The sequence below is a fragment of the Agriterribacter sp. genome (genome assembly GCF_035445465.1).
GTDB lineage: Bacteria > Bacteroidota > Bacteroidia > Chitinophagales > Chitinophagaceae > Agriterribacter.
The window spans coordinates 62090-85046 of the sequence record NZ_DAOMQT010000001.1 but is presented as its reverse complement, the minus strand read 5'-3'; the positions used below and the strand labels follow the sequence as shown (position 1 = coordinate 85046).

Sequence of the window (22957 nt, the reverse complement as noted above, 5' to 3'; positions counted from 1 at the left end):
TTGCTTCGCTGCAATCTTAAAGGATCAGCCCCATTTCTTTCATCCAGTATATGCATCTGCCAAACCATTCATCAAAGGAAGGAGTGGTTAAAAAGCCGTGTTCCCCTTTCGCATAAATATGCAGTCCGGTGGTTACGCCATTGTGTTGAAGAGCGGCATAGAAAGAAAGGCTGTTGGCTACCGGAACTACCGAGTCGGCATTGGAATGCACTAAAAAGGAGGGAGGCGTGTTTTTGTCAACCTGCAATTCATTTGAATACAGGTTAATTTGTTTTTGCGTGGGAGCATCTCCAAGCAAATTTTTCCGTGATCCCGTATGTCCTATGCTATCGGTAAAGCTGATCACGGGGTTGATAAGCAGCATGAAGTCCGGACGAAGACTCATGCTTTTTGTATTTTCAATTAAAGCGTCACGGTAATGCGTACCTGCTGTAGAAGCCAAATGACCTCCCGCCGAAAAACCCATGATGCCGATTTTTTGCGGATCAATATTCCATTCAACGGCCTTTTGGCGAACCAGTTGAATAGCTCTTTGCGCATCCTGCAATGGTCCGATGGATCTGTCTTTCATCGTTTTATCAGAAGGTAGCCGATACTTAAGCACAAAAGCCGTTACCCCCAATTTGTTGAACGTTCGGGCTACGTCGGTTCCTTCGCGTTTTGTAAGCAGCACATGGTAGCCGCCGCCCGGACAAATGATAACCGCAGTACCGTTTGCTTTGTCCTTTGGCGGAAGAAAAACAGTGAGCGTTGGAACGGATACGTTGAAGGCGAGTGAATCTACCAGTTCATTCGCTTTTCTATTTTCTTCATTTGCTGCGTCTGTTGAATTTGGAATTTTTCCGGTGTACAAAGGAATTTCCTGCTGTGCAAAACAACAATTGCATATTAATATAAAAAGTAAAGCAAGGCGGTAAAGCATATTGGCACTGAATAAATTTCATTTCAGAATAGCATTCATAACGCTTTGTTGGTTGGGAGAGCGTTTTTCACTCACGCATCACTCACCTGTTCGATATTCGTTCCTGCCTTTGTCGGGCATCAAATAAAAACACTATAATTCGTGAGCATCTCAAAATTCACTATTCACTTCTCACCTTCCCTACACCAGGTCCCACTTCTTCCTTGGCTTCCTGGAAAGCAGCCTGTTGGCTTCCTTGTCGCCAATAAACTTTTCTTTGTCAGCATTCCATTGAAGTGGTCTTCCAAGCCGGTAAGAAATCAATCCCAGGTGCATGGGTAACGTCATTTCGCGCGCATAAGCGAGGTTCGATTCGGGTTGCGATCTTGATTTTACCGCATCCACAAAATTTTGCTGGTGACCGGGCGACCGCGGAATACTTTGGGGTACTTCCGGGATATCGGTAACGGTTTCGCCGTTGATGGTAATTTCCCGCGAGCCATAATCGCAGATCAGCGTTCCTTTATCGCCTTCAAAAAAAGCGCCAATGCCGCGTTTAGCCGCTCCCGGTACATTAGGTGGTTCGGTTGTCCAGTGTATATTTAATCCGTCAAATTCGTAATCTACATTTATCCATTTGGGCGCGTCTGCTATACCGGTCGGGGCTTCGCCTTTAGAACTGATGCTTTTCAATCCCTTGGGTTGTATGGACCAGAATACGATATCCGCAATATGGCACCAGAAATCGGCAAACACGCCGCCGGAATAATCTAAAAAATAGCGATAGGTGAAATGGCATTTCGCGGGGATATAATCCACATAGGGAGCAGGGCCCAGCCACATGTCCCAATTGAGCGTAGCAGGTATGGGTGCGGGCGTTGGCGAGCCCAAATCGGGAGGCGCGCCGGTTTTCCACAAACGAACCGTATGTACTTTTCCTATAGCGCCCGACCGGATGATCTCTACCACGCGGTGAAAATTATCTCCGGCATGTATCTGGTTACCGAGCTGAAATGTCCTGTTGTATTTTGTTGCGTTTTTCAGCATTGTATTCCCTTCCTTTACATCATACGACAGTGGCTTTTCGCCATAAACATCTTTCCCGGCCTGGAATGCCAGTGATGCAATAGTAGCATGCCAATGGTCGGGCGTTGCACAGGTAATGGCGTCAATATCCTTCCTGTCGAGGATATGGCGGAAGTCGCCATAAGTTTGTGCCTTTGTATCAGGGTGAAGCCCCTGCAGGGTTTTAAGTGTACTGCCTAAGTGTAATTCATCCACATCGCAAAGCGCAACAATATCTACTTCGGGTATATTGGCAAACCATTTCAGATGATTGTTGCCCATGCCGCCCAAACCGATGTGTGCAATACGCAACTTGTCGCTGGGCGCGGCTTTGCTGTATAAAGAAGGCAAAATGGCAAAACCCGCGGCGCCTATTCCCACTGTTTTAATGAATTTTCTCCGGCTGAAATTTTGGCTCATACAAGTATTTTAGAAATAAGGAAAGATGAAAATTTATTTAAACTTAAGAAAGAAATGATTAGGATCGGTTTTATCCGTAATAATTCTGCTGATAAATCGTACCGTATTTTGACAATAGAGTGAATTTAATTTTTTAGTTTCAATTTCCCGGCACTAAATGATTTTTTTATGAACAGAAGCATTTTGTTAGTGTATTTACTATCCGCAGTATTTTCTGGTGTGTCAGCGCAGGGACCGGTCAATAAGCTGGTTCCGGGACAGTGGTTGCATTCCTGGCTGCTTTGTGGTCCCATTCCCCTGCAGGAAGATTCTTCACGGGAGCAATCATTGCAGCACTATCCCGGATTTGATACGGATTATCTTCTAAAATTGGGAGGCGAAGCCGGGCTGAAAGTTAAGGCAGGCGATGTAGTAAGATTTAAGGGAAGTTCAATCCCGTGGAAGTATGTAAATGCTCCTGATTCTATTATTGACCTGGTGGCGAATGTTTCCAGGATATCACCGGCAGCAGCTTATGCCTATTCGGAGGTAGAATGTTCTGAGGAAGGTGTCTGGCTTGCTGCGCTTGGAACCAACGACGGTGGCAGCTTGTGGATTAACGGAGTACGTCAATGGGATTATCAGCCGGCCAGGGGTATTAAGCCCGATTCGGATCTCATTCCGGTTATTCTGAAAAAAGGGAAGAATACTATTTTGCTGAAAGTGGAGCAGCGTGGCAATATGTGGGGGTTCTGTTTCAGGTTTCATCAGTTCTCTGCTGCAGAAGCATTACAAAGAGGAAGTTTTTTTAAAGTGAATACTTCAGAAGAAGGGGGCAGCAGATTGGTTTCAGGTTTTTCACCTGAAGTGCTGTCCAGGCTGCTTAAGCAGGTGCGGATTACCGTTCGTAACAGGCAGGGGAAGATTATGCTTGATGAAAAAAGAGAAAAAGAATTCAGTGGCTTGCTTGATTTGCCTGAAACAGACTACAAACCCCTTACGGCTGAATTGTTACTTCAACTTAAATCGGGCGAGGTATTGTCTCGGAAAATTGATTTTATTTCAGGTAAGCGTTTGGAATATCCTTTATTTAATCAGGGGAGAAGCAATTATCGTATTGCGCTCTCAACGGGAGCTTCAGCATCAGAAAAATGGGCCGCAAAGGAACTGCAGCACTGGCTGAAGGAAGCCTCCGGGGCAGAACTTCCCATTGTTGAATCGGAGAACAATGGTAATGGCCCCCGGATTGTGATTGGCTATCCCGGATTTTCTGCTATTGGAGAAAAAGAACCGGATACAAATGACGAATCATTCCGGTATTTCAATTCAGGGGCAAACATTTATATATACGGCGGCAGACAGCGTGGAACCATGTATGGCGTTTTTTCTTTTTTAGAACGCGAATTAGGTTGTCGTTGGTATACCCCACAGGTTGCTGTGATTCCGAAACGCGGCGAACTTAAGTTTACCTGGTTTGATCATTCGGAAAAACCCGGTGTAAGCGTTCGGAATGATTTTTATTATGAAGCTTTTGAACCCATATGGGCAGCCCGCAACCGCGTGAACGGCGCGATGTCTTACCGTAAGCAGCCGGGCGGGGTTGAAGCCTACTGGGCGGTTCATACTTTCTTCCCGCTTATGCCGCCTGAAGAATTTTACAAAAAACATCCTGGGTATTACAGTCTGATTGACGGGAAGCGCATTTATGAACGCGCACAGCTTTGTTTGTCGAATCCTGATGTGCTGCGGATTATAACGCAACGAATAAAGGAAAGAATGCGTGAAAGCCCGGAATACCTGATTTATGATGTTAGCCAGAATGACTGGGCTAACCCGTGCCAATGTGATAACTGCCAGGCAATTGTAAAACGGTATGGTGGTGAGTCGGGAATAATGATATGGTTTGTCAACCAGGTGGCTGATGCTGTAGCGCAGGAGTTCCCCGGTAAATTCATTGGAACGCTGGCTTACCAGTATACCCGTTCAGCACCACGGGATATTGTTCCGCGCAGTAATGTGATTGTACGTTTATGCAGCATTGAGTGTTGTGTAGCTCACGATTTTCACTGCTCCGCAAACCAGGCCTTCTTAACCGACTTGAAAGAGTGGTCTGCCATTTCACCGCATCTGTATATTTGGGATTATGTGGTAAACTTCGTACACTATCTGTCACCGCTCCCCAATTTTGCTACGTTACAGCCCAAAATCAAAACATTTCAGCAGCATAAGGCCATTGGAATTATGGAACAGGCAGCCTATCAAAGCAGGGGAGGTGAGTTTGCTGAGCTCAGGGCTTATCTTCTTTCCAGGATATTGTGGAACCCGGATTGTAATACGGAAGAAGTGGTTGATGATTTTTTGGCAGGGTACTATGGCCGGGCCGGAGTGGCCGTGCGCCGTTACTTTGATTTGCTGCAAAGCCTGGTAAAACCGGATATACATTTTGCATATGGTATTCAACCATCCGATGAAATATATTCAGAAGACTTTATTAACGAGGCGGAAAATATTTTTGCTGAAGCGGAAAGCGTGGCGGATAATGTTGAGGTTTTGCAGCGGGTTGAACTGGCTTCGTTACCTTTTTTGTACCTGAAGTGTATGCAGGCCCCGGCTTCGGCCAGACAGGATGGAACGTATGATAAATTCTGCCGTATTGCTGAACGGGAAGGGATCACCCATTATAACGAAGAAGGAGAATCTTATCGCAAGGCTTTTCATCAGAAGATTAAAGCGGCAGTTCAATGATATTTTGATTGCGCTTTTAGTTTCATTTTTTTGATGAAGGCCCCATTCGCGCCATAACTTAAAATAGCCATCATCAGCTCTTGCGTGATATAAACCCCTATCTGAACCTGCACTTCTTCAGAACTTTCCAGGATCAGCTTTTGTGAATGATGCAGCGGTTGGCTCAAAATGTGTTTCGCTTGTTTTGGTGTAAAGGAAAGAATCACTTTTTCCGGATTTTCGGTATAACGGTGCGTAACACCAAAACTGTATCTAAAATATTCTTTTCCGTTAAAGCCAGGATCGTTAAAATAGGATTCTGTAGCTATTTCTATGCACCGGATCCTGTCAAAGGCGAGTACAATAGAATTTTTGGTACGGGCGGAATAACAGGCAACATACCACCGGTTCCGGTACTCCTTCAGCAGGTAAGGGCGGTAAATGTGCTCTTCACTTCTTTATCGAAGGGCTAATAATTAATTTCTCAATGTCTGCTTTTCAATGATCAATTTATATCATACTTAACTTCTTTGCTGTTTTTAATAATTGCTGAGTAGAGCTTGCATTTAGTTTTTGCATTAAATTTTTACGATGGGTTTCCACCGTATAAGGGCTAATGAAAAGCCTTGCGGCAATTTGAGGCCCGTTTAAACCATCTTCCAGAAATAATAAAATTTCTTTCTCCCTTCTTGTAATGGCGGGCATTTCATTCAATGCAGAAGAAAGAGAGGAAAAATGTTCCAGCACTTTTTCATTGGCAGCCTGGCTCAGAAAAATCTTTCCGTCCATTACTTTATCGATGGCCTCTAATAATTCCTTCCGTTCCATATTTTTTAATAAATAGCCATTAGCGCCCCTGTGCAGCAACTGGGTAATAATAGAACTTTCGTTAGCGGAAGTGAGTCCAATTATTTTACTGTATTTGTTTTCTTTTCTTATGATATCGCATAGTTGCAGACCATCCATATCCGGCAGACTGATATCCAGCAAAATAATTTCCGGCTTATTGTCTTTTAAATAGGTTGCCGCTTCATTGGCAGTAGTGGCTGTGCCCGTAATATTTACATAGGCAACATCTTTCAGCATCATGGCTATGCCGCCGGCTACCAGAGGGTGATCGTCTATAATATAAATATTTATCATTGCTTGATAACCAAAAAGGGTTAAAAGATTTCGGGATCTTCGTTAATCAAAAATTCCATTAATACAGTAGTACCTACCTCGGTTTCTGAATCAATGGAAATTTGCCCGTTCAAATAATTTACGCGGCTTTTAATGGTTTCCAAACCTTTGTGTTTTTTATCATCCGATTCCTTTAAGTTAAATCCGCGTCCATTATCTTCAACTGTTACGGTAAGCCGGTCTTCTTCCCTGTTAAACTGCACAATTGCCTGTGTAGCCTGGGCATGTTTTATAATATTGGTTAATAATTCCTGCACAATACGATACAACATGATTTCTGTAGAGGCATTCATTCTTTGTTCCATGCCGTACGATTGCAGTTTTACCTGTAATTGTTTAGCAGCGCTGATATTTGAACACATATCTTCCAGTGCATGCAGCAAGCCCAGCTTCATCAATCCTTCGGGCATCATATTGTGTGCGATGCGCCGTACTTCTTCGCTGGCCGTATCGATCAAATGATAACTTTTTGCGAAAAGTGCGTTTTGCTGCAGGGTTTCCTGTTCGTATTGCAAAGTGCTCAAATACATTTTTATGGTGCTGAATAAGCCGCCAAGCCCATCGTGCAGATCCTTTGCAATTCGCGATCGTTCGGTTTCCTGTCCATTTACCATACTCTGTAACGACACGACCTGTTGCTGCTTTTTCAGGAATTCAATTTGTTCCTGGTGAAGGGTAGTTTCCTTGCGGGCTAATAGTTGTTTTTGTTTGCTGTTTCGAACCAATAGTGCTAATATAATCATCAGAGAAAGTGCTGCAAGTCCTCCACCCACTAAGAGACGATTTCGTTTAACGACTTGCAGTTCTTTAGCGGTGTTGGCCAGGGTTAAATCAGCAATTTCTTTTTCTTTTTTTTCTGTTTCATATTTCTTTTCCAGGCTAACCATTTGTTTATGCGTTTCTTCATTAATAGTGCTATCAGAATAATTTTTGAATTGATTGGCATATTGCAAAGCCTGTTGATAATTCTCCTGTGCGGCTGCAATAGCTTTCAAGGCGTCAAAACTGTTAGCAGCTCTTCTAAATTGTTTCTGCCGGATGCTCAGAACATTTGCTTCTTCTGCAAAGTGTTGGGCATTGCTGTATTGTTTTTGATTTAAATAATTAAGCGCTATATTATTCGCCACATCCGATTTCAGGTTATCATCTTTAGCGCTATCACATAAATGGTAGGCTTTCAGGAAAGCTTCCAAAGCCAGTTTTGATTTGCCCAGTTTTTGAAAATAAATTCCTTGAGTGTTAAAAGTTTGTATGGCAATAACAATATTGTTGAGCAGTTCATTTTCTGCCACTGCCATTGAAATGTGCGCTCCCGCTTCAGTAAGTTGATTAAGTTTGAGATAGGCATCGCCTATTTCCAACAGCAGTAAAACGCGGTAACGTTGCTCATCGGGGTAATTGGTAATTTTTAATGCCTTTTTATCGTACTCAATCGTTTTTAAAAATTGTTTTTGCGCTTTCAGCCCGGCGCCAATATCCCAGTAAAGCTTGGGTATTATTTTGATAATTGCAGAATCGGAAGAGCGTTCTGCAATTTTTGCACCCTTTATTGCATAATCCAATGAGGTTTCATAATCATTCTGGTAGCGATATTGAATGGAAAAATTACTGTAGCAATGCACCAGCAGGAAAGAATCTTTTCTTTCTAATGCTTCTTTTTCTGCCAAACGGGTATAATATACTGCACTATCATAATGGTAAAGGTTTGTGTAGATGGATCCTAAATTGTAATACGCTTTTGCCAGCCCGTCTCTGTCATTTATATTTTTTGTTACAGCAATGGCCAGATGTGCATAATTGAAGGCGGAGTCATACAATCCGGCATTAAAAAAAATCCGTTGAAGTGTTTTAATAGCGATGACAGAATTGCTGTCCGGTTTATCTTTTAATGCAATAGCCAATAGACTATCTTTTGTCTTATCATTCTGAGCAAACAGCAATGATCCGTTCACCAAAAAGATAAAAAATATAAAAGAATATAGCCAGCGGTCTCTCAATGTATAATTTTCAATAAATATAAATGAATTGCCTAAATACCCATCTACCTGAATACAGGTAATTTTCTAATGCCTAAATGGTGCCTTTCAGGTATTGTAAAAAAATAAGAAACAGGCCATTTTTACAATCATTATTATCTGATAGAATTTAAATCATTTAAGAAAATACATCACCATGAAGAAGCGTATTTTATTTTTAATTACCGGGTTCATTTTATTTAACGCTGCTGCTTATACGCAAACAATTCCCGGTAAAGTACCCGTTTCCGGTAAGGCATCCTTTTCCGGTAAAATCTCCGTGTCCGGCTTTAGCAAAGATGGACGCATTAAAGAACAAACAGCGGCTGGCCTTTTTAAGAGCTTTAAAGAAGATAAATATCGGATAGGGTTTACCTTCTGGCCCGGAGGAACATATCCGCCACAGCAGCCGGTATTGTTTGATATGCGTACAACTGTAAAAAGGAACGGAAGAGTAATTGGTTCTTCCAGCAGATCGGGTTGGCCCTGGTTACCCGGAGATATGTTTCTGCCGGCTGAAGCTTTTGATTTTATTCCGATGCTTCATAAGGAAGCGGGCAGCAGGATCAAAGACTCTAAAATGAATGCACTTTCCGGTCGCTACGATATTATTTTGGAAATGAAAGTTTCTTCCGGACAGGAAATCTCCGGCTCTATACCGCCTGTAACAATTTCATTCATATTTTAAAAAAATTAGCCAGGTGCATTCCCAAAAAAATGTTCTCATTCGGCAACTATATCTTTTATTGTTAGTATAAAGCAAATAATAAACTAATGCATACACTTATGAAAGTCTTACTGACAGCGATTTTACTGGCTACCACTGTTTTCGCCTATGCACAAAAATGGAGTGGTAAAATTGAAGGGCATGACAAAGGAGAAATGGACATCGTGCTAACTATGTTTGGGATGGAAAAACCGGTTAAAATAGGTACACTAAATGCCAACGGCGATTTTGAAATCAATCTGTCTGTAGATCCTACAGAAAAGCTGTCGGAAGAAGAGCGTGAACTGTATATCTCTAACCTTAGTTATGGGTTTCAATATGTATGCGGCAATCCTGGGGACTTCCCGGAGGGAGAAGCCAAAATAGCCAGCAGTGCGCGACACATTGCTTTGTGGGCAGACAATACCTGGGCGGGTGTGCTTTTCCCGGTTTCAAATCTCAAACTCCAACTATGGATGGAGAACAACGGTTTTAACGATGCAGTTGAGGGCTCGTTTTATCAAGTTTTACTCGTAACAGAAGATGTCAACCTTCAGAAGAAGTGTATCAATTTTGACTATTACAATGATGAGGATATTGAGGTAAATGTTGAATATGATCTCAAGTTAAAAAAAGGGTTAAACCTGATAGCGTACCAACTTGAATCGGTTTACAAAACTAACCCTGATATAAGGGCTTCCTTTCCGAAAAAAATAAGAATGACCAATGCCGGTGATAATCCGAAGATAATGTGGATTGCAAAATACTTTTTTTAAATACCATAATTAGAACAATAATGAAAGTCCTTGTTGCTTTTTTCCTGATCACATCCTCTCTGTTGCTGCTTTCCTGCGATAGTAAAAGCAGTCCATCCGACACATCAAACCCGGGTAAAGCCGTTTCCTCTGCAGCCATAAAGCCAAGCCAAATAGATGCAGCTGATTTTAAAGGGAAACTTGATGAACTGTTGACAGTTGAGATGGCAGCTAAGGTGAGTGGCTTCGACAAATCTAAAGCGACTAAAGATTATGAAAATAAGACAGCCGGATTTTTGGGTGGCAAAAATGCTCCGCCACGTGAATGCAACTATTTGTGGACGAATGGCAGGACAAGATCCGTAACGATTGGCGGGAAAACGGTAAACCCTCCTTACCTGGACAAAGTGGGCATCAATTCGGTTGCAAACACCACGCTCGAAAGGTTCAAACGAAATTACCGTAGCCTCTCCGATGAAGAGAAAGCGGCAGCCGGCAAAAAACTTAAAGAGCAAGCAAACGAGAAGCAACCTAAACAGACCGATACGGAAATAGGAAGAAAAGTGACGGACATAGGCACTGGGTTAATCAATAACCTTCAGCCGGAAGAGATTAATGGAGTCGGACAAGCTGCCGCATGGTATCCAAACTTCAACGAACTGAAAGTGTTTTACCACGGACTGAGTTTTGCTCTGGTAATTGACATTACTGAAGATAAAAGTCTGAACAGAGAGAAATGTATTGAACTGGCAAGAATGATTATAGATGAAAAATTAAAATAAACTTTTAAACCCGGAAATTATGAAATGGATACTACTGATTGCAGTTTTGATTGCCGCCGTCGGGACGAAAAATGTAAACGGACAGTTTTTAAAAGATCTGAAAAATCGCACATTGGAGCGGAGCAAGGATGTTGTTTTAGGGAAAACGGCTGAAAAGGCCGCTGATAAAACCGGCCAGGCAATGGACAAAATTCTCAATCCTGATTTTAGCAGGCTGATGAAACCGGGCGGTAAAAAAGTTGATATGTCAAATGTGCCCGACACTTACAACTTCAACTATCGCTACGCTCTGAAAATGACCACCCGGGAAGGAGCAATAGACATCGACTATTACCTCAGTAAAACCGAACCCTATATGGGGGTAAAAATGAATATGGGGATGGAAATGTTTATGGTATTTGACGAAGGCAACAAAATAATGTTCACGAAAGTGAACGGTATGGCAACGGCTACGAAAATGGATTTAAACAGTGAAGTGAACCTGGAAGACCTGAACATATATAATGATTACACTTTTAAAGAACTGCCCAATCGTCAATTTTTAGATTACGATTGTGTTGGGCGCGAAATGGAGAATGATGACTATAAATTCACCATTTATATAGCTCCTGATATGGAAGCAGGATTTGGAACCATGTTTAAAAGCGAGCATGCCAACATCCCCCCAGCTATGCAAAAATTCGCCGGGGAATACGAAAACGGCCTGATGATGTACATGGAAATGGTGGATAAGAAAAGCAAAAAAAAGAAAAATACCAGCGCCACCATGGAATGTGTTGCCTTTGAACCCAACGAAATGGTGCTAAACACAAAATAATAAGCAATCAAAATGAATGGAATTAAACCAAAGCCAGCCTTCCATAAATACTATTTACTACATTAAAATCAGCAATATGAAAAAGGTTTTTTCTGCAATAACAATTATCTTCCTGCTCATATTTACAAGCAGCTTACATGCGCAGATACAACGTAAAACTACAATTGATGTAAAGCCTGCAACAAAAGATCAAACCGTTGACTTAAATAAATTAAATCATCCTGGAGTACCGGTAAATAATTTATCAAAATTGAACATCAAACATTTCACCACGGTGAAAACCGGCGCCCCATCTCAAAAACAGGGTGAAAATGAATTGTTGGTAGTTAATGAGAATTTCCCTGGTTTGAATACCACAAAGGTCACCCCCAAAGGCAAAAAAACAGCAATGGGATATATTACTGTAACAGAAGACCTTTCTATTAATGTCAATGCCAGGAATTTCAGTCATTTTTCAGAAAGCCCTGAATCGTGGCTTAAACCCGGTCAGATCTTTACTGCACAGTCATTTATCAGCGGCCAACCGACGACAGTGATGAGTCCAAGAAATCCGACAACACTGGGCATCAGCTTAACCGGTGTTACCAAATCCTCATTTCAGGTTCAGAACCCCGAACAAAATTCGCAGCTACTTGACGCTATAAATGTTTTAATGTCACAAAATGCCAATCCGCCGCCGGCTAGTCTTTCATTTTCTTTTCACAAGATTCATTCAGTAGAAGAAATGGAATTTAAATTAACAGGGAAGTACAGGGGCGCTTTAGGTACTTTTTCAGCAAATTTTGGTTTAAAAGCTGGGAATCAACAGGAATACCACTACTATATGCTCGAATTCCAACAAAATATGTTTAGCATCCAGGCGGATGGGATGACACCCGCTAATGTATTCAAACAGCCGGTCTCTGATATGTCTGGCTATGTTTATATTGACCAGGTTGATTATGGACGGAAAAGCATTATTATCTTCAAGTCTACCCGCACTTTAGATGAGTTGGGTATTAGTGCTGCTGCAGGTTACAACTCCGGACTTACTGAGGCAAAAATGAGTACAGCTTATAAGCAGCTAAGTGGAAAAAAGGAAGTAGAAGTATTTGCGCGTTTTTACGGAGGATCTGCTCCCGATGTAATTCAGGCGATGGAGAATACGGTGAACAGTGGAGTTCCCGATATCTTTACCTACATTAGGGCGCAACCCAACAATTACCGGCTGGCGCTGCCTTTAGGCTTCACTTTAAAGAATATGAATAACCAGGTGGTTGGTCAAAAAAGCAAAAAGACACAAACAGTTACCACCCAAACCCCAGTACCGCTTGCATCCGTATTTAAACTAAAAGTTACTCTTACAGACATTCAATGTATTAATGGCAGAGATGGTGGTGGCGCCAATCCTGACGACTATGCTATCCAGCAGTATATTGTTTACCAGGCAAATAAAGCAGAAAAAAAATATGTAAGTCGCGATATCAATAAATTCCCCAATCGGATTGATCTTGGTGGCCAGGTTCCCGGTATTAAGAACATGCTTGTTAACGGCGACATGAATAACCAGATCCATGTAAGAGAAGATGGTGATATAAAGCAACGTAACCGGAACATGATCAATAATTCATTGGTATTTAATGTTACATTGAATGAATTAAACGATCCAAATGCATCCTTTAAGATTTTTACCTGGTTGAAGGAATACTCTATCACTACTTTAGGGAGCAATAATGACAAAGTTCTGATGAACAACGATCCGATAAATGTAAAAATAAGTGAAGTAATTAAAATTTTATTGGGCTTAAAAAGTTTGAATCCAACTGAAAATTTTCCCGACTTAACGATTGGCAGAGGAGTAAAGTTTCACGATTTCAATGATGGTTTAATGCTTGCAAAAATCCGGGACCTTACACCCATGGTTTTAGAAGGCCCAATTCGCGTCGGTAGTCCTGGCCAGAAAGCTGCAGTTTGGGTTCAGTTTGAGTTGATAAATTAAAATTAGTAAAGCAGTAAGGACTACTACTAAGTTCGTCAATAAACCCGATTGCTTTTATGGATGCTCTGTCGCCAGGGTTATATGAAAGTCTGTAGGGCTCAATTTGGTTTGTATCCTTAATTACAGTGTAATGCACGTTTGCACCTTGCGAACCCGGTGAACAATTCAGAAGTGTCAAAAAGATGAAGTATAGAGAAATTCGCATGATGGTTTTAATGGAATTTAATGTTGAAGGCTTGGTGGCGGGCTGATATTCAATAGGCGTCATACCAGAACGTCGGCCGATTGAAAAACTACAGCCGAATGTAAATACAAAAAGCTGCTATTTATTCGTCTGCTGTAAGTGTTGCTGATGACCTACTGATATACAGACAAGCACCGTGGCAGGAGTCTGGATAAAAAGAAGCCGTTTTAATAGCAACGAACAACTTTGTGGTGGCATCGGCTCTTTTTATGTATTGCCGAACCGGGCCATTGATGAATACAGGCGATTTTTGTTTCTGATCTATTTCACCACTTTTATTACTCCTTTCATGGTTTGCCAGTGACCCGGAAAAGAGCAAATGAAAGGATAATCTCCGGGTTTGTCAGGCACTGTAAAATCGAGTCTGAAATTTTCACCGCTATTTACCAGTGGCGTAGCGAATAGCACTTCGGGCATTTGGGGTACAAAACTTTTTTCATACCCATCTTTTTGCGCTGCCATGGCTTCTGCCGCCTTGCCTACTTTTTCGGAACTGCCCGGTTTTATTATTACAACATTGTGGGGCATCCCATCTGCATTTTCAAAAATAAGTGCAACCTCGGCACCCGCCTTAACCGTAATGGACGTTTTATCAAAAGCCATTCGGGCAGGTACTGCGCTCAGGCGAAGTACTGTTTTTCCGGGAATGGAAATTGCTGCGTTTTTTGTTCTTTCAACAGGCGCTTGCATGTTTTTTCTGAAATTACTTACTGCTGTTACATCTTTTAATTCGTTGTAATCCTTTTCTGTAAGCGCTTTGTATCCATATTTCGGCCAGGCCGGATCATCGGTGATAAAGCCGGGAACCTGCAATTCCTTTTCATTTGAAAGTGAGCCTAACAAATAACGGGCTTTTGCGGGTTCGTTGAACAAAAAGTTCTTATCTTTTTTAAACATGGCCATCCATACAGGCTTTAAGTGCCTGAAAGACTCTTTTAGTGCATAGTCAATGTAATCGTCAACCGGCAGCGTTGTTGTTGCCAGCAAAGCGTTTAATGTATTTTCGGTATTATAATGACTTAATGATATAATGGCCTGCAATCTTACTTTCGCAGAACTGTCCTGGGACAAGGCAATCAATTTATTTTCTGCATCTTTTATATCCGTTCTCCAGTAAAATAAAACTCTTGTAGCGGCAGTTTTTATATACGGATTTTTGCTTTGCAATAATTCGTTCAGCAATTGTTCATAAGGATGATTGAATTGCTGGTATACCCATAGCGCCTCCAGTTTGTTTTGTTCGTACTCCTTATCATTGCCATCGAGACCGGCGGTCCATTTCTCTAATGCCGGAATAACCGTTTCAGCGGGCAGTTGCCTGAGCTGCGTTCTGGTGGTGTACCTGTGCCTGTCTTCGTATACTTTTAGCTGATCAAGTAATTGTTCTATCGAAAGTTTGGTAAGATCAACCGGCGTTAATAATTTTTTATGTTTATAGGTCAGTCGCCATATTCTCCCATGTGTATGATCTCTCAGCGGATCACGCAAAGCTCTTTCACCATGATTGATGATTGGATTGTACCAGTCTACTATATACAATGCGCCATCGGGGCCAAACCGCAGATCAACCGGGCGGAAATTGGGATCTGTGGATTGCAATAAAGGTTCTGTTTCATGGGCGATGATGCCGCTGCCATCTTCGTGTACACGGTGCTGTTTGATGCCCTGGAAGCCAATGAAGGTGTTGAACAGCACATTGCCCTGCACGTCATCGGGGAAATGCCTGCTTGAAATGATCTCGGTACCGCAGGTTTTGGGCTTTGCGGCGGAAGTTAAAAAGTCCCTCATGCCGGTATGCTTTACAGGATAAGTGCTGGCAACAGAAAGCGGGGGAGCGAAATAGTTCATTCCGGTAGAAACATCACTTATAATTTGTGTTCCGTTTCGCAAAAAAACATGCCCCCATGGATTGGCATATGGATAAGAAACGTAGGGCTCTAATTTTTGTGTTTCAGGTTCAAAACGCCATGTAACGCCATAGTCTCCTCTTTGAGGCCCATAAGGCGTTTCAACCTGCGAATGGAGGAAAGTGCCGGTATGCCAGTACAACGCACCATCCGGTCCCCATGTATAGGTATCTATGGAATGATGCACGTCTTCCGTTCCAAATCCGTGCAGTATGATCTCTTTCTGATCTGCTTTTCCATCCCCGTCTGTATCTTTTAAAAACAAAATATTCGGCGGCTGCGATACGTATACGCCTCCATTGCCCAGCTCTATACTGGTGGGCATGTATAAGCTGTCTGCAAAAATGGTTTCTTTATCGGCTATGCCATCGCCATTGCTGTCTTCCAGCACAACAATTTTATCATTGGGTTGTGCGCCCGGCAGGTATTGAGGGTAGGAAGCCATATCGGCAACCCATAGCCTGCCTTGCGGGTCGAACGTTATTTTTACGGGATTGCTGATAGAAAAATCAACTTCGGAAGCAAAAAGATTGATCTCGTATCCTTCCGGTAAAATAAACTGATCAGCAGATGGTGCGGTAAGCGCCGCTTTATCTATTGGTATAAATTGAATGGTATCATTTAATATGTTATCTGCCTGCACAAAGTGACCGGCATCATTTGTTTTGCTTTGCGCCCACACGATACTGTCTAACCGGGTAACCATGTTATTTAATTTTGCCAGCTCACCGGGATAGGAGATGGGCCCGCCGGGCGGCTGCACCCAGGGTTCCTTACGCCTGCCTACAATGTATTCGCTGTTTACCGCCCTGTATAAATAAAAGAACTGCTGATTTTTCTGATCAATCAGTTTTTTCAGATTGATGGAATAATTATCAGTTTCCCATGCTGAAACCTGAAGCCCTAATGATTTTGCCATTACCTCGCTCACCGCTTTGTATCCTTTATCGTTAAGATGAATACCGTTAATGGTAACGGAATCGGCGCCTGCCGCCATTTTTTTTGAAGACTCAAAAAGATTGATGAAAGGGATACCTAATTTTTGTGCAACTTCCTGCATGCCTTTTGTATAGAGGGCAAGGTTTTTATTATGTGCTGCCGGGTCGGGCAAAAAACCGCCCAGCTTTTCATGAGCGATGGGAGATACCAGTATAATTTCCGGCGGTGTATTGCCATTGTACTTTTGCTGCTGCATGTGCTGCAGGTAAGCGGATAGCTGTTGTTTAAAGCTGTCAAGACTATCGGGTCCTTTAAACGCTTCATTCAAACCATAGCAGGCAAAAATGATATCCGCTTTCAGCTTTGCCAGGTATTCATCCTGGGAGGGAAAGTTTAAAGGGCGGGATTGCATATTGATCTCATCCGCGCTCCATCCCAGGTTTCTTACGGTAAGGTCCCGGTCGGGGAAGCTTGCATACAATAATGGCTCAAAGTAGTTGTAGTTCTGCAACCGCTCCGCGAAAGTGTTTCCTATAAAAACGATGTGGCTGTTGGACTGAGGGTTAAGCTGGTGAACTACACGCACTTTTGTGGAGCAGGAAAATAAAAGGAAAGTGTAAAAGAATAATGTATGGTAAGGGAGCCGGGACATATATTTCCTGAGCATAAACGTAATTAGATTAATGGTAGCGCCTGTTTCCCCGTGAACTTGCGCAATATAAAAATGATTTCCCCGGGAAGATAGAACAATAGCAATAAACAGGTATCCTGTACATACATGTTGAACAATATTTCAATATCGTATTCCTTCTGACAGATCTGTTTCAGCAGATTATTTACCACTTCATCAGCTCCTCCGCCGTAAAAGGTTGCTGCCGTTCATTCCAGTGCTGCCGTATCTTTAATACTTCATCGCTTGTTATGCCGGAGGCGTTGTTGTTCCAGCTCTTCCTGATATAGCTCAGCACCTGTGCAATGGTTTCATCTGTAATGTCTTTATTCTGCGCAAGCCCGGGCATATCACCGCTGATCTCGGGTGATTTGTATAGTTTTTTGTTCACCTTAACCGGTCCGGTTAACCCGTACAATACAATGGCGATCAGCTTATCCTTGTCGCCCGTTACCCAATCTGAATTGTTCAGCGGGGGAGCCAGCGCGGCTATACCATTGCCGTCTTCGCCATGACAGGTTTGGCAGGTGGAGTTAAACAAGCTGATGCCCGCGGGGAATTGTTTCCTGAACAGGGCCGTATCTTTTCTGATGGGTTTGCTATTGATATTGGCAATTGTTTTTTTGAGCTGTTGTATAATGGCAAGATTCGAATCTGCAGGAGCGGGTGCGAGCTTTTGATAAAACACAGCTTCACGGTTCTCCAGGTTGCTGATTACAGCATCGCTTACGAATGGATTGCCAGCGTAAGTTTTTGCAAGGGCCATTAGCATATCATCGGCTATGGATTTATTAAAAGGCCCGATAGCCCGTATGCCAAAAGCAATATAGGGCGCGGCAATGCTGTCGTTACTGCTTATCATTTGCTGCAGCACCGGCACAAACTGTTTGTAATTGGTTTTGTTTACTACGAATGGCAGCGTGGCAATAGCCTGTACCCTGATCTTATCATTGCTGTGCTGCGTGAGTGGCAATACCTCTTCCGCCTGCAATACTCCCATACCCTCTAAGGTCCAAAGCGAATGAATAAGCGTTAAGGGATCATCCGTTTTTTTAAGATTGTTGCGCAATACGGGTACGGCTTTTGTAAGCTTTCCGTCTACCAGCATTTGTTGTGCCTTATCTCTTATCCATCCGTTAGGCGACTGCAGGAGTGCGGCGAGTTTCACGGGGTCGTGAGGCATCACTACCGGCTTCAATGACGCGCCTTCCGGAACTACCTTATAGATACGGCCGCAGTTCAGCGGTTGGGAAAGCGACCGCCCGCTGATCTCTTTTTTCAGGTAATCGGTTAAATAAAATTTATGCTGGATGATGCCTCTATACATATCCGTTATGTACAGGGCGCCGTCGGGGCCATTATACAAATTTACCGGCCGGAAACGTTCATCAATGCTCGTAAGAAATTCTTTTCCTGCATAGGCCTGCTTCCCTTTAATAACATAGCCATCTTCCTCCAGTATATTTCTCTTGATAAGGTTCGCCGAAGGTTCTGCAACAAAAGCATTGTTGTGATAGGCTGCTTTAAATAGCCCGCCCCGGTAAATAACGGGGCCGCAGGCAGCGGTAAAGTTTACTAAGCGTAAGCTGTCGTCGAGGATGTTTTCCATATAACCCCTGTTTACACCGGGTGTGGGACGCGCGGGATATACCCGGTTGCTTTCTACTATTTTTACATTGTATCCCGCCAGGCTGCGCTGGTTGACATTACCCGTTCCGGTGGCCGGCAGGAAATAGTCGCCCAATAAATTCTGTGAATTATTATTGTAGAACAACCGGCCGTAATCATCCTGCGTTATCCCCCATTGCCCGCGAAAGCGCGTCCACTCCGTAAGCCAGTACCCGTTTTTCTTCCTGTACCTCTTTTCAGTATTGGCACTGTATATCCAGTTATCCATGGCTCTCATTAAGCCATTGGCATCATGTTCCACATTGTTGCCGGAAGTATATGCTGCATCTACCAAAACTTTTTTACCCGGACGGTCGTGCTTTATTTCAACATACCAGAGCTCAGGAGGTGCCGCCACCAGGATGCCATCTTCTATTAAGCATATGGCTCTTGGCAATACCAATGAATCCATAAACACTTTCCTGTTATCTGCAACGCCGTCTCCGTTCTTATCTTCTAATATTACAATCTTACCATTAGGACGGTCTTCACCTGTACCGGATGTGTCGGGCATATACCCTTCCATTTCCAGCGCCCATATTCTTCCTTTATCATCGAAGGTTAACGCAATGGGTGTGCTGATAAGGGGTTCGGCGGCTACAAGCTGTACTTCAAAGCCTTCTTCCACTTCCATTGCCGCAAGCGATTTTTCAGGCGATAGTACCGGGGATTGACTTATTATCTCTTTCCGTTCAAGTGAATCTAATGGGGTGGGCTTTATACCCGGGCCTTTACCGGAATGGCAGCCCGCCAATAAACAAACAACTATAAAACAAGAAAAGCATTGAATTATTCTTCTGATCATTTTTACCAATTCCTTAATTAAATTGCCACAGATTCGCAGATTAATATACCCTGTATAAAAACCTGCGGATCTGTGGCTAAAAGATCATGCCATTATATCATCGTTAACCTCGAAATCTTTACTATACTTCATTTGGTACGATGTACGGTGGACGGTATACCCGGGTAAGCATGGCATCCGCTTCCGTATCATTTACAAATTTTTCATTGTCCCTGTTGCCGCCCATAAATTTCAGATCGCGGTTGAGGCGGTAAGAAATGTTGGCTAATAAAGGAAGCGATGATGAGAAGAAGCCTTCATTGATGTCGCAATGCAGATCATTATTATTGCCTGAGCGTATGGCGTCAATAAAATTGGCATAATGTTCAGTGCCTCCCGGGGGCGTTCTTGGGTCAACCGGCTTTTTGGCGTCTGTTTTTTGCGAACCGGCAAAAGGCTTGTCTTCCCTTTTGCGGAATGCTTTCCATGTGCCGCCATCTAATTCAAGATAACCTTCCGTACCATAAAACATATTGCCAATGCGGATATCAAGACTTGACTCTCCATTAGAATACCTGCCGCGGGTTTCAAACTCCAGCATCTTCCCGTCTTCGTATTTGAAAATGGAAGTTTGGGTATTGGGCGTTTCCTGCGCGCATTCTTTAGGGTCAATACCATATATGCCACCATGCGAATAAATGGAAACAGGGTGTTCATTTTTATTGAGTCCCCAACGGGCGATATCAAACTGGTGCGGTCCCTGGTTCCCGGTATCACCATTGCCGGTATCCCAGAACCAATGCCAGTTATAATGTCCTTTCTTCTCATTATAGGGCCGGTAAGTAACGGGGCCTAACCAGCGGTCGTAATGAAGCGTAGCGGGGGGCGTGCTGTCTTTGGCTATGCCGAAAGAATCACGTGGCTTAATGCAAAGTCCTCTTGCCATAAATACATCGCCGATACCGCCATCGTGCAGAAATTTCATGGCTTCCATTACATTGCTGATGGAGCGGTTCTGAAATCCTACCTGAACACGCCTGTCGTATTTTCGGGCGGCTTCAATCATTTTACGCCCTTCCCATACATCGTGCGATGCGGGTTTTTCTACATATACATGTTTCCCCGCCTGGCAGGCCCAAATGGTGCCCAGGGCATGCCAGTGATTGGGTGTTGCAAACGAAACCGCGTCTATTTCCTTGTCGTCGAATACTTTGCGCATATCCCACTCCGTTAGTGGCTTTTCGCCCATCTTATCGCTCACTATCTTAGCCCTGGAGTCAAACCACTGTTCATCCGCATCACAAATTGTTTTAAGCCGGATATTACGGCTGGTTTTAAGCGCGCACCAGTTATTGATATGGGTTTGTCCCTGTCCGTGAATGCCTATAACCGCTATGTTAAGCCGCTCATTAGCGCCGGGTATGGCGGCATACGATTTAGCGCTTAAGCCCATAGCGGTGATACCGATACCTGCACCGGCCATAGCTGATTTTTTAATAAACTCCCTTCTCGGGTAATTTTTTTGCATGGTTGTTTTGTTTTTTTATATGAACAAATCGTTTTTTATTGGAATTAGCCTGCCTGCCCTGCACCCTGAAACTTGCACCCTGTAACTCTTTACCTTCGCTGTGCTTTGGCGGTCATTTCGTTAAACACCGCCAGTTGTTCTTTCATGGCTAGTATCCTGTCCTGGGGTTCGGTACGGGCTTCTAAAAGTATCCACCCGTTATATTTTATACCGGTAAAAAGATTCATGAGTTGCTGGTAGGGATACTCGTTAGTATTCAATTCGCGTACATGAACAGTATCTCCGAACCATTTTTTTACTGAATTAAAATTGGCTTCCAGCCCGGGAGGGAGGAGGTCTTCGGGATTGCAGTTCCAGCAGATCTTTACATTGGGTTCGGTAACCTGTTCAAAAATAGCTTTCATGTTAGGAATTTCCTGCGTAAGGTTACCGTGCACTTCCACCCGCACCAATTGCCCGAGATTTTTTGCAAATTTTCCCACTTCATTAAAAGAGGAGGCTATTTGTGCAATTGTTTTTTCTTTGGGAACAGCAGCCGGCAGGTTATTGGGTTTTACTTTTATGCCTGTGGCCCCAATATCTTTACAAAGCTGTATGTATGCTTTTGTTTGTTCAATATTTTTTTTCAGTTCAGCAGGGTCGGGACTGTGATATTCAAAATTAGAACCATAGCCGATACAGGTAACCGGGCTGTTGGCAAAGCGTTTCTTCACCTCTGCCCGTTCTGCCGCAGACAGATTGATCTCAACCTTATGTGCATGCTGGGTTCTGAGCTCAACGCCCCATAAGCCCGTTTTTTCACAATTGGCAAGTAGTGTGGGTAAATCCCAGTCTCTTCCCCACTGGTAAGTTACCAATCCAAACCGCATTTTGGGACCGGCATTGTAAAAGCTGCTTAATGTTCCGGCGGCGGTTAATCCTAAGCCCGCAATAGTGGTTTTGCGTAAGAAATCACGGCGTGACAGGTCTTTCATTTTTTCCTGGTGGGGATTTTTATTGATTATTTATTTTTTATGACTATGTTGGTGCTTATAACAGATAAACAGGAACGGTTTCCTATCCTGGATTTTATTTTTATAATTAAAGTTAAATGAAAAATATATTAAAAATCACAAAGCCACAACTATGTGTTGTTGTGATGCTGATTATTGGCAGCTTTGCTTACGCGCAAAAAGCAACATTAGCATTTGGAAAAGTGAAGCCGCTTAATACGATTACTTCAGGTTTAAATGAGGGCACTCCCATACAATGGATCAATGTAAATACAGCGGAAGATACGTGGTCGTTAAAAGATGACATTCTTATTTGTAAGGGCTTGCCCATTGGTGTAATGAGAAGTGAAAGACAGTTTGAGAATTTCATTATGCATGTTGAATGGAAGCATATGGAGGCGGGAGGGAACTCGGGCGTGTTTGTATGGAGCAGCGCCCGCCCTGGCAGCAATCGCCTGCCGGATGGCGTGGAGGTACAAATGCTGGAGTTAGACTGGGTGAAGCTGAATAAGCAAAATGGCGTTACACCGCCTATCGCTTATGTGCATGGCGAGCTTTTTGGCGTGGGTGGAGTAACCACTACTCCCGATAATCCGCGCGGCGAGCGCAGTAAATCTATTGAGAACCTGTGTAAAGGCCGCGGCGAATGGAATACCTACGATGTGGTGTGCGTGGATGGTGTGATCAAACTTTCCGTAAATGGAAAATTTGTTAATGGCGTGGCACATGCATCTCAAAAAAAAGGTTACCTGTGCTTAGAATCGGAAGGTGCCCTTATCCATTTCCGCAACCTGCAAATTATTGAGCTTCCGCCGGGAGTAACGGCTGCAAGCCAGGCCGCGCCGTTGTTTGAAGCTAAGGATTGATAAACATTAACCTTTATTAACCTCTGTTCTTTTTA

Annotated in this window: 16 protein-coding genes; 7 read left to right on the top strand and 9 right to left on the bottom strand. The window is 43.2% G+C overall.

Annotation, left to right across the window (positions count from 1 at the left end; genetic code table 11):
• Positions 1-16 precede the first annotated feature (16 nt).
• Together PLE34_RS00375 and PLE34_RS00370 are read right to left on the bottom strand one after the other, a co-directional pair.
• On the bottom strand, positions 17-922 hold the full coding sequence (locus PLE34_RS00375) for an alpha/beta hydrolase (protein ID WP_324552894.1): 906 nt from the start codon (positions 920-922) through the stop codon (positions 17-19).
• 180 nt (positions 923-1102) lie between these two features.
• Positions 1103-2386: a Gfo/Idh/MocA family protein gene (locus PLE34_RS00370; protein WP_324552892.1), complete on the bottom strand. Its 1284-nt coding sequence runs from the start codon at positions 2384-2386 to the stop codon at positions 1103-1105.
• A gap of 168 nt (positions 2387-2554) precedes the next feature.
• Between PLE34_RS00370 and PLE34_RS00365 the strand changes: the two genes are divergently transcribed.
• Entirely contained in the window at positions 2555-5110 is a 2556-nt protein-coding gene (locus tag PLE34_RS00365; RefSeq protein WP_324552889.1) for a glycoside hydrolase family 20 protein, read from the top strand.
• Here the strand turns inward: PLE34_RS00365 and PLE34_RS21810 are convergent.
• The 3 genes from PLE34_RS21810 to PLE34_RS00350 all read right to left on the bottom strand — a co-directional run bounded on the left by PLE34_RS21810 (position 5104) and on the right by PLE34_RS00350 (position 8268).
• Positions 5104-5316 carry a hypothetical protein gene (locus tag PLE34_RS21810; RefSeq protein WP_502875854.1) on the bottom strand — a complete coding sequence of 71 codons (213 nt, stop codon included), beginning with the start codon at positions 5314-5316 and terminating at the stop codon, positions 5104-5106. The genes PLE34_RS00365 and PLE34_RS21810 overlap by 7 nt on opposite strands.
• A 283-nt stretch (positions 5317-5599) precedes the next feature.
• Positions 5600-6232, bottom strand: coding sequence for a response regulator (locus tag PLE34_RS00355; protein WP_324552886.1), 633 nt, complete (start codon positions 6230-6232; stop codon positions 5600-5602).
• Positions 6233-6252: 20 nt separating this feature from the next.
• Complete coding sequence (locus PLE34_RS00350; protein WP_324552883.1) at positions 6253-8268, bottom strand: tetratricopeptide repeat-containing sensor histidine kinase; 2016 nt, start codon at positions 8266-8268, stop codon at positions 6253-6255.
• A gap of 175 nt (positions 8269-8443) precedes the next feature.
• Here PLE34_RS00350 and PLE34_RS00345 point away from each other — a divergent pair, with 175 nt between their 5' ends.
• From PLE34_RS00345 to PLE34_RS00325, 5 genes are all read left to right on the top strand, one after another.
• Complete coding sequence (locus PLE34_RS00345; RefSeq protein WP_324552880.1) at positions 8444-8974, top strand: hypothetical protein; 531 nt, start codon at positions 8444-8446, stop codon at positions 8972-8974.
• A 98-nt stretch (positions 8975-9072) separates the two neighbouring features.
• Positions 9073-9768, top strand: a complete 696-nt coding sequence (locus PLE34_RS00340) for a hypothetical protein (protein ID WP_324552877.1) — start codon at positions 9073-9075, stop codon at positions 9766-9768.
• Between the two features lie 20 nt (positions 9769-9788).
• Entirely contained in the window at positions 9789-10529 is a 741-nt protein-coding gene (locus PLE34_RS00335) for a hypothetical protein (RefSeq protein ID WP_324552874.1), read from the top strand.
• A 19-nt stretch (positions 10530-10548) separates the two neighbouring features.
• The gene (locus PLE34_RS00330) at positions 10549-11346 is read left to right on the top strand and encodes a hypothetical protein (RefSeq protein WP_324552871.1); all 798 of its coding nucleotides are present in this window, start codon (positions 10549-10551) and stop codon (positions 11344-11346) included.
• 76 nt (positions 11347-11422) lie between these two features.
• Complete coding sequence (locus PLE34_RS00325; RefSeq protein ID WP_324552869.1) at positions 11423-13324, top strand: thiol-activated cytolysin family protein; 1902 nt, start codon at positions 11423-11425, stop codon at positions 13322-13324.
• 505 nt (positions 13325-13829) lie between these two features.
• Here the strand turns inward: PLE34_RS00325 and PLE34_RS00320 are convergent.
• The 4 genes from PLE34_RS00320 to PLE34_RS00305 all read right to left on the bottom strand — a co-directional run bounded on the left by PLE34_RS00320 (position 13830) and on the right by PLE34_RS00305 (position 22038).
• On the bottom strand, positions 13830-17081 hold the full coding sequence (locus tag PLE34_RS00320; protein ID WP_324552866.1) for a PVC-type heme-binding CxxCH protein: 3252 nt from the start codon (positions 17079-17081) through the stop codon (positions 13830-13832).
• Positions 17082-17250: 169 nt separating this feature from the next.
• The gene (locus tag PLE34_RS00315; protein WP_324552862.1) at positions 17251-19557 is read right to left on the bottom strand and encodes a DUF7133 domain-containing protein; all 2307 of its coding nucleotides are present in this window, start codon (positions 19555-19557) and stop codon (positions 17251-17253) included.
• A 121-nt stretch (positions 19558-19678) separates the two neighbouring features.
• Positions 19679-21064 (bottom strand): Gfo/Idh/MocA family protein, encoded by a 1386-nt coding sequence (locus PLE34_RS00310; RefSeq protein ID WP_324552859.1) that lies wholly within the window; start codon positions 21062-21064, stop codon positions 19679-19681.
• Positions 21065-21153: 89 nt separating this feature from the next.
• Positions 21154-22038 (bottom strand): TIM barrel protein, encoded by an 885-nt coding sequence (locus PLE34_RS00305; RefSeq protein ID WP_324552856.1) that lies wholly within the window; start codon positions 22036-22038, stop codon positions 21154-21156.
• Between the two features lie 116 nt (positions 22039-22154).
• Here PLE34_RS00305 and PLE34_RS00300 point away from each other — a divergent pair, with 116 nt between their 5' ends.
• Positions 22155-22922 (top strand): 3-keto-disaccharide hydrolase, encoded by a 768-nt coding sequence (locus tag PLE34_RS00300; protein ID WP_324552854.1) that lies wholly within the window; start codon positions 22155-22157, stop codon positions 22920-22922.
• The last annotated feature ends 35 nt before the right edge of the window (positions 22923-22957 follow it).